Source organism: uncultured Chitinophaga sp., from assembly GCF_937874145.1.
GTDB lineage: Bacteria > Bacteroidota > Bacteroidia > Chitinophagales > Chitinophagaceae > Chitinophaga.
On sequence record NZ_CALNBI010000443.1, the window covers coordinates 1 to 12,303 of the forward strand.

Genomic DNA, 12,303 nt, shown 5'->3' on the forward strand with positions numbered 1-12,303 from the left:
TGAAGGCGGCGCCGGTACCTACTCCGACGGTAAACTCTACACCCGCTCCAACAAACGCGGCAACATACAGCGCATCCTCCACATCTTCCGCCAATTTGGCGCAGATGATGCCATCACTACCGACGCTCACCCGCACATCGGCACCAACAAGCTCCCCCACATCATCACCGCCATGCGCGAACAGATCAACAACAGCGGGGGAGCCGTTTACTTCGAACAGAAAGTATCCGGCTTCATCATCGAAAATAACCAGGTCACCGGTGTGAAAACCGCCACGGGCGACGAGTTTCATGCAAAGCACGTCATCCTCGCCACCGGCCACTCGGCCCGCGACATCTTCGGGCTGCTGCATGCGAAAAATATTCTCATCGAAAGCAAGCCCTTCGCCCTGGGCGTACGCGTGGAACATCCGCAGTCGCTGATCGACAGCGCCCAGTACCATTGCGCCCTCCGCGGCGATTACCTCCCGCCCGCCAGCTACAGCCTCGTGGAACAGGTGAACGGCCGCGGCGTGTTCTCCTTCTGCATGTGCCCCGGCGGCATCATCGCCCCGGCCGCCACTTCGCCCGGCGAACTGGTGGTGAACGGGTGGTCGCCCTCCAAGCGCAACAACCCCTACGCCAACTCAGGCATGGTAGTAACAGTGGATGAGGAGGACTTTGTGCCATTCGCCAAAGCAGGCCCCCTCGCCGCGATGCTGTACCAGCAACATGTGGAGCGCACGGCCTTCGAAGCGGGCGGCGGCAAATTCGTGGCCCCCGCGCAAAGGATGACCGATTTCGTGAAAGGGAAAGTCTCCGCTTCCCTGCCCGAATGCTCGTATATCCCCGGCGTCCGCCCCACGGATCTGCGGACCGTTTTGCCTGCTGCCGTACATTCCAGGCTGGGAGAGGCTTTCAAGGCTTTCGGGAAGAAGATCAGGGGCTATTTCACGGAAGATGCGATCCTGGTAGCTACGGAGTCGCGCACCTCCAGCCCCGTGCGCATCCCGCGGAACGATCACGACCTGCAGCACCCGCAGGTGAAAGGATTGTATCCCTGCGGTGAGGGCGCAGGCTATGCGGGGGGGATCGTGTCGGCCGCCATGGACGGCGAACGCGTGGCCGAAGCCATCGCCGGGATTGGTCCAGCGAAACCGCCGGTTGGTGTATCAATATGAAAATTCGTTCTCATTTCTTTGGCGCGCATAGGGTAATTGGGTAATTTCCATCTGTCAATCACCCTTATGAACGTACTCGAACTCCAACACCTCAAGAAGTATTACGCCACCCACAAAGCGGTGGACGATATCAGCTTCTCCATCCCGAAGGGCAGCATCTTCGGGCTGCTGGGCCCCAACGGCGCGGGCAAGACTACGCTCCTGCGTATGATCACTGGCATCTTTTACCCCGACGCCGGGGAGATCCTTTTCGACGGCCGCCCCTTCGACCCCCGGAATGATATCCAATATATCGGGTACATGCCGGAAGAGCGCGGGCTGTATAAAAAGATGAAAGTGGGCGAACAGGCCATGTACCTGGCGCAGCTTAAAGGTCTGTCCACACAGGAAGCCCGCCAAAAGATCGATTACTGGTTCAACCGGTTCGACATCACTTCCTGGTCCAACAAGAAAATCGAAGAGCTCTCCAAGGGCATGCAGCAAAAGGTGCAGTTCATCTCCACCATTATGCATCAACCGAAACTGCTCATCCTCGACGAACCCTTCTCCGGCCTCGATCCCATCAATTCCCAACTGATCCAGGACGAGATCTTCCAGCTCGCCAAATCCGGCACCACGATCATCTTTTCCACCCACCGTATGGAACAGGTGGAAGAAATCTGCGATCATATCGTGCTGGTGAACAAGGGCAAAAAGGTGCTCGACGGCCCAGTGAAGCAAATCCGCCAGGATTTCAAGCATCACCTCTACCGCATCGGCCTGGATGAAATGCCGAACCCCGCGCAGATGGCCACCTATCACTTCACCATCGTGAAAAACCACGAGAAAGGCTTCACGGTGAAGATCAACGAGCACAGCAGCACTAACGACATTCTCGCCCACTTCATCAACCAGGGCATTCAAATCAATTACTTCGAAGAGATCCTCCCCACCATCCACGAAGTTTTCATCCAGCAGGTGAAAACGACGGACATGGAGGCGGTGGCCAACTGATGCCCATGAAATATTGCATATTCTTATTAATGATCTTCGCCGCCGGATGCGCAGGCGCTTCCGGTACGCAGCACGAAACTGACAGTACGGCCACTCCGGCCGACAGCACCGAAGCAATCCGCATGGCGCAGGGAGAAGCCTTCCTGCAGCTGTTCCCGCAAATCCAGCCCAACGATATCGAAGTGGCGTCGCCGAAGTATGATTCCAATGGCGTAATGTTGGGCATGGTCGGCAAATGGATCGACAGCAATTACCTCAAAACGCTGCCCGCCGAACTGAATATTTCCGAGTACGCTACTCCCGACAACCCGCATGGCGGCTATCACGCCATCGGCCGCTTTACGCAGGGCGATCATGAGATGCTGCTGGTGAGAGGGCCCGGCGAATACGCCAGCACCCGCATTTTCCTCTGGGCCTGGCATAAACCCTCCGGCCAGGTACGCGACCACATCATGGTGGCAGACAACTGGGGCGACGCGGGCGATGCCCAGGATACCTACAGCTGGCTCCATACCGGGGAAAAAGAACTGGAAGTGAGGATGGCCGTGCTCGAAAGCCATATGGATATAGAAGATACCACCGGCCGCGAGGAATCTTTCAATGATTACGCCATTTTTCTTTTCCGCAACGGCGCTTTCGACACCAGCGGCATGAAACAGCGCCGCAACGAAGCTTTCTTCCGGTCGAAACTTAAAGATAAATACCTGGAACCCGATTCCGTTTACGTTGAATATCACCCAAATTCTAACTCCGAGTCCCATGAATAAGATCTGGATCATTATCAAAAGAGAATTTCTTACGCGGGTACGCAAGAAATCTTTCATCGTCACCACTTTGCTGTTGCCCATCTTTTTCGCGGCAATGATCATCTTGCCGGGCGTGTTTATCAGCTCCGACAATGATGAAAAAGTAGCCGTGATCGATGAAAGCGGCTATTTCGCCGGCAAGCTGCCCGACGAAAAAGGCATTCATTATACTTTCGTGGACGCCAAAGTGGATACCTTCAAAAAATCTTACCGCAACCAGGGTTATACCGGCCTGTTGCACATCCCGAAGCTGGACCTGAACCGCCTTCCCGCATTCGTGTACTACAGCAAGGGCCAGATGCCTTTCTCCCTCAGAGGCAGCATGGAGAAGCGGCTGGAAAGCGTCGTGGAAGATAAGCGCATGGAAGCGGCCGGCATCGATAAATCCAAACTGGAAGACATCCGCGCCGATATTAATATCGAGAACCTCGCCGGCGAAGCAGAGAAGAAAGGCAGCTCCACGGTGGCGTATATCGTTGGCTGGGTGGCCGGTTTCCTCATTTACATCGTGTTGCTGGTGTTTGGGATGATGGTGATGCGCGGCGTGATGGAAGAAAAAACCAACCGCATCGCCGAAGTGATGGTGTCCAGCGTCAAACCCTTCCAGCTGATGATGGGCAAGATCGTAGGCATCGCGGGCGTGGGTTTGCTGCAGTTCATTATATGGACGGGCATCATGATACTCCTCAATACCCTGCTGTTGCCGCTGCTGGGTGGGGATACGGAAGTTGCTGCGGGCACGCAAATGTCTGGCAGCGCCAAGTTTACCGAACAGATCGCGCTGGCAATGGCCAGTATTGATTGGTTTACCCTGCTGCCGTTGTTCCTCTTCTATTTCCTGGGCGGATACCTCTTCTACGCAGCGTTGTTCGCGGCGGTTGGCAGCCTGGTAAATGAAGATCCGAACGATGCGCAGTCGCTCACTTTCCCGATTACGCTTCCCATCATCGTGGCGATTATCATCATGATACAAGCCGTGGTGAACCCGACGAGCCCCCTGGCCGTGTGGGGCAGCATCATACCCTTCACTTCTCCGGTGGTGATGATGGCGCGTATTCCGTATGGCGTGCCGGGCACGGTGCCGTACTGGCAGCTGGGATTGTCGATGGTATCACTCATCGCGGGTTTCCTGGGAACCACCTGGGTGGCGGCGAAGATCTACCGCACGGGGATTCTCATGTACGGGAAGAAAGTGACCCTCGGCGAAGTAGGGAAATGGATTTTCAAGAAGAGTTAGTCAATCTTACGTTTGATAAAGGTAAAGGGCCGTAGACATGTGATGTCGGCGGCCCTTGCTATTACAAGTAATTTCGGTAAAAGGATGATCAGAGCGATCCGAGTTGCGCGCAGGTGGTACGGAACTCGTTCCAGATTTCGTGGAGTACGTCGGCCGCGGGCTGGATCTGATGGATGAGGGCGCTGACCTGGCCGATTTCCAGTTCGCCTTCCTCGAGCTGCCCTTCGAACATGCCTTTTTTAGCACGGCCCCTGCCCAAAAGTTCTCTGAGCGATTGAATATCCGCGCCTTCCGCTTCGGCTTTTTTCACCGCGTCGGAGAAGGCGTTCTTCAGCAGCCGAACGGGCGTCAGTTGCTTGAGCGACAACATCGTATCGCCTTCGCCAGCTTGTACGATGGCTTGTTTGAATGCTTCGTGGGAAGAAGCTTCCGGTGTGGCCACGAAACGGCTGCCCACCTGCACGCCCGAAGCGCCCAGCGCGAAAGCCGCCGCCATGGCGCGCCCTGTGCTGATGCCGCCTGCGGCGATCACGGGGATGCGCACCATATCCGCCACCGCGGGGATGAGCACCATGGTGGTGGTTTCCTCCCGGCCGTTGTGCCCGCCGGCTTCAAAGCCCTCGGCCACCACCGCGTCTACGCCTGCTTCCTGGCTTTTCAGCGCAAATCTGCTGCTCGACACCACGTGCACCACTTTGATCCCGTTTTCCTTCAGCAGCGGCGTCCAGGTTTTGGGATTGCCTGCGGAAGTGAACACCACCGGCACTTTCTCCTCCAGGATGATCTGGATGTGCTGGTCGAGATCAGGGTAGAGGAGCGGCACGTTGACGCCGAAAGGCTTGTTGGTAGCGGCTTTGCATTTTTGAATATGTTCACGCAGTACGTTGGGGTACATGCTCCCGGCGCCGAGGATGCCCAGTCCGCCCGCGTTGCTTACCGCACTGGCGAGGCGCCAGCCGCTGGCCCAGATCATGCCGGCCTGGATAATGGGATATTCGATGCCGAAGAGGCGTGTAACGGGATTCTGAAATGCAGCCATCTGTAGGTTGGTTTAGCCGAGATCGATTTCCGTGTTGTCGCCGATATTGAGGCTCTGGCTGAGCCCGCGGATATTGGCGTCGCTCCCGATGAGCGAGGATTTCAGCACCACTTCGTACAGGTTGCTGAACGAGCCGATGATGGAATCTTTCACGATGGAATAACTGATGACGGTGTTATCGCCGATGGCCACGTTGGGGCCGATAATGCTGTTTTTGATATTGCAGCCTTCGCCGATGCTCACGGGCGGGATGATGATGGTGTTCTCGTACGGGAGCACGGGGCTGGCGGAAAGCTTGTATTTCTTCAGCAGGGTGGCGTTGGTTTCGAGGAGCGTTTCCTTGCGGCCGCAGTCGAACCAGTTGTTGACCTTGAAGGCGTTGAACTGCACGCCGTGCTGGATCATGCACTCCAGCGCGTCGGTGAGCTGGAACTCGTCGTGCGAGCGCACCTGCATGCGGATATTATCTTCCAGGCATTTGTACAGCTGTTCCGTTTCCCGGATTTTGTACATGCCTACAAGGGCGAGGTTGGATTTGGGGATCTGGGGTTTTTCGATCACCCGGGTGATGGAAAGCGTATCCGTAATCTCGGCCACGCCGAAGTTGCGGGGATCATCGACCTTCTTCACACCCAGTACCGATACCGGCGAATTGATCACTTCTTTGAAATCCACTTCCACGATCGTATCGCCCAGAACGATGAGCACCTCAACCGTTCCCACAACGTCTTTCGTGAGCAGGATGGCGTGGCCGGTGCCCTCGCGGGAGTTCTGCTGTACGAAGTGCATGGTGAGGTCAGGATATTTTTTTTCAACGTAATGCTGGATCTTTTCCCCGAGATAGCCGACCACGAAAACGAATTCGCGGATGCCGGATTCCACCAGCTGGTCAACGATAATGCTCAGGATCGTTCGCCCCGCCAGCGGGATAAGTGCTTTCGGTTGCGTATATGTATGCGGCCGCAGTTTGGTGCCTGCTCCCGCGACTGGAATAATTGCCTTCATGAATCGGTTTTGAAATGGTCCACTGCTACAGTTAACCTGAATCACTTTGCTTCAGCGGGCAAATTACGGAATAACACGCAATAAAAACATGACAAGGATCTGATGCTGAAAAAGATATTAAGCTTTTAGTGAATATGGCCGGAGGGTTCTTTTCATCAATTCCAAGTTTATAATTAATGGGAAGATGATTAGTTTTGCATCTTAAATTTTCTTTCACATGCAAAGAGACCAGCAGATCTTCGATATCATCCGCCAGGAACTGGAAAGGCAGCGCCATGGCATTGAACTGATTGCTTCTGAGAACTTCACGAGCCACCAGGTAATGCAAGCGATGGGCAACGTAATGACCAACAAGTACGCCGAGGGCTATCCCGGCCGCCGTTATTATGGCGGTTGCGAGATCGTGGACCTGAGCGAACAGCTGGCCATCGACCGCGCCAAACAGATTTTCGGCATCGAATACGCCAACGTTCAGCCCCACTCCGGTGCGCAGGCAAACGCGGCAGTACTGCTGGCCATCCTCCAGGCGGGCGACAAGATCCTGGGCCTGGATCTGAGCATGGGCGGCCACCTTACCCACGGTTCCGCCGTTAACTTCTCCGGAAAGCTTTACCAGCCGCTGTTTTACGGTGTAAACAAAGAAACCGGCCTGGTAGAATACGATAAAATGGAAGAGGTTGCCCTCGCAGAGAAACCCAAACTGATCATCTGCGGCGCCTCCGCCTACAGCCGCGACTGGGATTATAAACGCATCCGCGAGATAGCTGACAAAATCGGCGCCTTCGTGATGGCAGACATCGCGCACCCCGCGGGCCTCATCGCTAAAGGACTGCTGAATTCTCCCTTCGCACATTGCCATTTCGTAACCACCACCACCCACAAAACCCTCCGCGGCCCCCGCGGCGGTATGATCATGATGGGCAAGGACTTCGAAAACCCCTTCGGCCTCAAAACCCCGAAAGGCGAAATCCGCATGATGTCTAACCTGATCGACATGGCCGTATTCCCCGGCATCCAGGGCGGCCCCCTCGAACACGTGATCGCCGCCAAAGCGGTTTCCTTCTTCGAGATCCTCTCCGACGATTACGACCAGTACGCCCGCCAGATCATCTGGTAGCCTTTTTCCACGAACGCCCAGTCCATGTCCCGCGCGTTCGTGGAAAAAGGCTACCAGATCATCTCCGGCGGTACCGATAACCACCTGATGCTGATCGACCTGCGCAACAAGAACATCTCCGGTAAAAAAGCCGAGAACGTACTCGTTCAGGCCGATATCACCTGCAACAAGAACATGGTGCCCTACGACGATAAGTCTCCCTTCGTAACCTCCGGTATCCGCGTCGGCGTTCCCGCCATCACCACCCGCGGCATGCAGGAAGACCATATGCCGCAAATCGTTGAGTGGATCGACAGGCTCCTCATGGACGCCGACAACGAAGGCCTCCAGAAGAGCATCCGCGGCGAAGTGAACGAATTCATGAAACAATTCCCCCTCTACCCCGATATGGGCTGAGACCAGGAAGGTTTGTAATGTATAAAGGCCGGTCCGGGAGCGTTATCGCTGCCAGACCGGCCTTCTTCTTTCCTTCAATTTTTTTATTTCAGTACGATCTCCTGTTCACGCTGGTTGCGGAATACCACCACTTTCAGGTTCGTGCGCCAGGCAATGGGCTGGTACACGGCAAAGAACGCTTTGGCGGAAGTGGTCGCCTGCCCGTCGAGCTGCAGCACTACGTCGTTGCTGCGCAAACCGGCCTTGTAAGCATCACTGGACTGAGGTACTTCCACGAAATAAGCGCCTTTTTCATCAGGCAGGCCCGTGGCGGAGCGTTCGCCCAAACCTTCGATATTCTTCACTTTCGCGCCTTTCCATTCCATGATGTCGCCCTTGCCCGTAGCGGAAGAAATGAGGATGGCGGGCAGGGGAACGGGCGCGGCTAGCTTTTTATACGCGGCGATCCTTGTTCCAAAGCCCGTTACCGGGAAATCGCGGTAGGTAAAGTATTTCGGTTTGCTGGAAGGCTTCAGGCGGTAATCCCCTTTTTTGAAATCCACGAATTGCAGGTCCAGCACGATGGAATTCGAATCCGTGCCGCGTTTTTGCGCAGCAGCCAGGGAAGCTTTGTCCGGGAAGTAATTGTGGTCCACCTTCTTGCCCCATGTATTCACCTGGATCGGCTTATAGTCGGTCGTTACCACATTGTTCGAGAATACATCGTTACTGTTGGCGAACCACACATGCGGATGGAAAGTATTGTTGATCAGCAAATTATGATGCACCCGCCGGAAGAACCCTTCCCGCAGTTTCAAACCGCCGTTCAGGCATACGTTGTCGTAAATGTCGTAATAGGAAGAACCGTCGTCCAGGTCGATGTCCCAGCCGTGATCGCAGCGGAAACGGTTTTCGCGGATGATGGTAGTGCCGGAGATGTCGAGTTTGGTGAGTGCGAGGTTGTTGATGGTGGCGCTGTCCATCGTCCTGCGGTTGGGATGCCAGAAGCGGTCGCGGCCCCAGCTGTTGAAAGCCCCGTGGTCGCCGGTTTCCAGTACGGTGTTGTATACGTCGTTACGCTCGATGAGGTGCCCGCCGAAAGTGCCGTCGCTCACGTTGATCCCCGCGCGCGGCACGTTGTGGATCGTGTTGTGGGCCACGCGGATCTTTGCGGCGATGCTGATCTGCACACCGGCCGATTGCTTCTCGATCTCCCCTGAAAATTGAATGAGGTTGTCGGCGGCGCTGCAATCTTTCGGGTAATCCTCCGACTTCGGCCCCGGCGTCATGTCCATTTGCGTGTAAGGCACGAATTTGTTGTATTCGAACGCGGGCGAACGCACCGCATCCGGACTGCCGACGAACGCGATACCGGAAGCGCCTGCCTGGTAAATCAGGTTGCTGTCGGCCCGCACATGGCGGTTATAGTTGTTGATGAAAATTGCATTTCCGCCCACCGCATCGAAATGGCAATTGGTGATGGCGGAATGCTCAGCGCCCTCCACGAGCACGGCGCCGCCGCGGTAGATGGTCCAGTCGCTGCGCAGGAGCGGCTCGATGGTTTTCATGAACGTCCGCGTATTGCCGGTGAACGTGATGCCGCGGATGGTGATGTTTTTGATGGGCTGCGACATGCTGCCTTTGAGTATCACGAGTTCCGTCAGTTGGGCGTAAGCGATATCGGCGGCGGGTTTGCGGCCGTCTTCCGGCTTGAAGTAGATTGTTTTTTCGCCGGCATCGTAATGCCATTCGTTGGGGGCGTCCAGTTCTTCGCGCACATTTTCCACGAAGCGGTGTTCGGGGTGGAGGCCCATCTGGCGGTTGTTCTGCCATCCGCCTGTGAGAACGGGATCGCCTTTGTCATCGACGCCGGTCACGATATAATGATAGCCGCCCCATTCCGCCCGGTGGAGCGCATGCACGATGGCGCCTTCGGGCTTTTTCCAGGATTTGATGCGCGCAGGGGAGAGCGCATCGGCGGAGGTGCCGTGATAGAAGCGGGCGGAAACGTCGTAGTTGGGATAGCGGGCCATGATTTTCAGCTGGCCGCCGATGTAGAGCCTGTCGATGGAATCGGGGGCCGCGGGAAGAGAAGCTTTCCAGGTGCCGTTCGCGTCTTCCCGCCAGTCGACGGTCACCTTGCGGGCGCCGCTGAGCACGGGTTTTTCGCCGGGGGCGGCGGTGATGGTGAAGGGCTGGCCGGAGGGATTGTCGGCAGGAGTGAGCTCCCAGGGAACATCGAGGTAATAGGTGCCTCCACGAAGTATTACTTTGGTGGGTTGGCCGGGTGACTTGCGCCAGATTTCCCGGGCTGCGTTGAACGTGGCTTTCGGTTGGTTTTTGGTGCCGGGATTGGCATCATTGCCGGAAGGCGAAAGATAGATAAGGGTTTCCTGCGCCTGTGTTGCCAGTGGCAGCAGCAGGACGAAGGAGAGGGTCCATTTCAGCATATCATTACATTATGTTCCCCAAGATACCGCGGTGGTTTCGTGCCCGGTGGTAGTAATTGATCAATTCCTGACAAATTATTTGGTGGTTACGAATTAATATTTATATTTGTAGTGTGCTAGTTAAGTAGTACACTAGTCCATTACCCATTAATACAATGCAATGGTATCCCTTCAGAACATTACCTATTCCTACCGCCGCGGCGCCGCTGTGCTCGACGGTCTCAGCCTCAGCCTGGAGCCGGGCCGCATCTACGGCCTCCTGGGCCAGAATGGCGCCGGCAAGAGCACTTTGCTGTACATGATGGCGGGGCTGCTCTTCCCGCGGAGCGGAGAATGCCGGGTGTTGGGCATGACGCCGGCGCGCCGGGAGCCCGCCTTGCTGCAATCCGTGTACGTGGTCCCCGAAGCCTTCCAGTTGCCCGACCTTACAGCCGCTGCTTACCTCCGCCTGCACATGCCTTTTTACCCGGCTTTCGATGCGGCGCTTTACGACGCGCTCCTGCAGCAATTCGGCATAGCGCCGGCTGGCCGGCTCCGTCAGCTCAGCCACGGCCAGCAGAAGAAATTCCAGATCGCCTTCGCGGTGGCGACGCGGGCAAAGCTCCTCCTGCTCGACGAGCCCACCAACGGGCTGGACATCCCTTCCAAGCAGCAATTCCGGAAAATCATCGCCGGCAGCCTGGCGGGCGACCAGGTGATGGTGATCAGCACCCACCAGGTGCGCGACCTCGACAGCCTCATCGACGAGGTGCTGATCCTCGATAAAGGGCGCATCCTGCTTCAGGCGCCGGTGGCCAGGATCACAGAAAGGCTGGTGTTCAAAAAAGTGAAAGACCGCTCCGAAAGCGGGAAGCCGCTCTATGCCGAGGAAGCCCTCGGCGGCTACGCGGTCATCGCCCCCAACACCGGCGACGAAAACTCCCGCCTCGATATGGAGCTGCTCTTCAACGCGGCGCTTTCCGGCAACGAAGCCATCCTTCCCATTTTACAAGATTAAAACATTCCGGCTATGCATTTCTCTTTTCAAAGGTGCGTTCTGCTGTTCAGGCTGCAGCTGGTTACAGACCGCAAATTATTCGGTTACGGTGCCCTGGCACTGTTTGCCATACTGATATCGTTTTTGCTATATTATGTTTATAGGAACGACGACGGATTATACTACGATAAACAAAAGGAAGTGGCAGAAATGGGATTCGTCCTTTTCAATTTTATCATGGCCGCCTGGTGTTTCAGAAGCCTGCATAGCAGGTCTACCCGGCTCCAGGCGCTTATGTTGCCGGTAACGGCAGTGGAGAGATTTGCGGTGGGTATTTTCTTTTCCGTTGTCATTTTCCCGATCGCTTATATTCTCGTGTATTTACTCAGCGCAGGCATGGCATTTTGCATCGACGACCGGATTTTTCAAAGCGCCAACAGGTTCTATTATTTTCAGCCCGGCCCGATGGGCTTTGATTGGATGGGATTCTTGGGTATCAATGCAACACTCTTTGCCATCGGTTGGGCGGCCAGCGCTACCTACCGGCGGCTCGCGGTGCCGAAGGCGATTGCCACGCTCGCGTTGGTGTTTCTTTCCATCAATGTTATCAACGACACCTGTGGAGAACTGTTGCTGAAAAGTTTGCCCATGACCGAAAGTATGAAAGCGCTGTCGGAAGATGGCCGTCTGCCGGAGGCCATCCGGACGTATTCGCACGGGTCATTTTCCTCCTGGTCGTTTGGTACGGTGGATGTAAACAACTGGACGGTGAGGAATTACACCGTAGACGTGCCGGCGCCGTTAAAGTGGCTGGAATCGGGATTCGGGTACCTGGTGCCTTTGGCACTGCTTGTCGTAACGGTATTAAAACTAAGGGAACAGGAACTGTCCTAACAAACGCAAGCCATGGAATTCAATAATCAACTTTCCATTTACCTCCAGATAGCGGAACACGTCTGCGACCGTATCCAGTTGCTGGAATGGGCGCAGGAGGAAAAAATCCCTTCGGTCAGGGAGCTGGCGGTGAGCCTGGAAGTCAATCCCAACACGGTGATGCGATCTTACGAGCACCTTCAGCAGCTGGGTGTTATTTACACGCGGCGCGGACTGGGCTATTTCGTGAGTGCAAACGCGGTGGCGAAAGTG

At 55.8% G+C, this 12,303-nt stretch carries 10 protein-coding genes and 1 pseudogene; 8 read left to right on the forward strand and 3 right to left on the reverse strand.

Annotated elements, in window-relative coordinates; all coding sequences use genetic code 11:
- The 4 genes from Q0510_RS21265 to Q0510_RS21280 all read left to right on the forward strand — a co-directional run.
- Positions 1 to 1,159 (forward strand): FAD-dependent oxidoreductase (locus tag Q0510_RS21265; RefSeq protein ID WP_298716111.1); only part of this gene is annotated, 1,159 nt, incomplete at its 5' end.
- A gap of 66 nt (positions 1,160 to 1,225) precedes the next feature.
- Positions 1,226 to 2,152, forward strand: coding sequence for an ABC transporter ATP-binding protein (locus tag Q0510_RS21270; protein WP_298716113.1), 927 nt, complete (start codon positions 1,226 to 1,228; stop codon positions 2,150 to 2,152).
- A gap of 5 nt (positions 2,153 to 2,157) precedes the next feature.
- Positions 2,158 to 2,919 (forward strand): hypothetical protein, encoded by a 762-nt coding sequence (locus Q0510_RS21275; protein WP_298716115.1) that lies wholly within the window; start codon positions 2,158 to 2,160, stop codon positions 2,917 to 2,919.
- The gene (locus Q0510_RS21280) at positions 2,912 to 4,195 is read left to right on the forward strand and encodes an ABC transporter permease (protein ID WP_298716117.1); all 1,284 of its coding nucleotides are present in this window, start codon (positions 2,912 to 2,914) and stop codon (positions 4,193 to 4,195) included. The genes Q0510_RS21275 and Q0510_RS21280 overlap by 8 nt, the downstream gene beginning before the upstream one ends.
- Before the next feature lie 88 nt (positions 4,196 to 4,283).
- Here Q0510_RS21280 and Q0510_RS21285 read toward each other — a convergent pair whose 3' ends face one another.
- The gene (locus Q0510_RS21285; protein ID WP_298716119.1) at positions 4,284 to 5,234 is read right to left on the reverse strand and encodes a DUF561 domain-containing protein; all 951 of its coding nucleotides are present in this window, start codon (positions 5,232 to 5,234) and stop codon (positions 4,284 to 4,286) included.
- A gap of 12 nt (positions 5,235 to 5,246) precedes the next feature.
- Positions 5,247 to 6,239: a sugar phosphate nucleotidyltransferase gene (locus Q0510_RS21290; RefSeq protein WP_298716122.1), complete on the reverse strand. Its 993-nt coding sequence runs from the start codon at positions 6,237 to 6,239 to the stop codon at positions 5,247 to 5,249.
- Positions 6,240 to 6,456: 217 nt separating this feature from the next.
- Between Q0510_RS21290 and glyA the strand changes: the two are divergent.
- Positions 6,457 to 7,752, forward strand: a pseudogene (gene glyA / locus Q0510_RS21295) (serine hydroxymethyltransferase).
- 83 nt (positions 7,753 to 7,835) lie between these two features.
- Here the strand turns inward: glyA and Q0510_RS21300 are convergent.
- Entirely contained in the window at positions 7,836 to 10,181 is a 2,346-nt protein-coding gene (locus Q0510_RS21300) for a PDZ domain-containing protein (RefSeq protein ID WP_298716124.1), read from the reverse strand.
- 160 nt (positions 10,182 to 10,341) lie between these two features.
- On the opposite strand from Q0510_RS21300, the gene Q0510_RS21305 reads away from it, so the two are divergent.
- The 3 genes from Q0510_RS21305 to Q0510_RS21315 all read left to right on the forward strand — a co-directional run.
- A complete protein-coding gene (locus Q0510_RS21305) occupies positions 10,342 to 11,178 on the forward strand; it encodes an ATP-binding cassette domain-containing protein (protein WP_298716126.1) in 837 nt (278 codons plus the stop codon).
- Between the two features lie 12 nt (positions 11,179 to 11,190).
- Entirely contained in the window at positions 11,191 to 12,051 is an 861-nt protein-coding gene (locus Q0510_RS21310) for a hypothetical protein (protein WP_298716128.1), read from the forward strand.
- A 12-nt stretch (positions 12,052 to 12,063) separates the two neighbouring features.
- Positions 12,064 to 12,303, forward strand: a 240-nt coding sequence (locus tag Q0510_RS21315; RefSeq protein ID WP_298716130.1) for a GntR family transcriptional regulator, incomplete at its 3' end; no start/stop codon positions are given.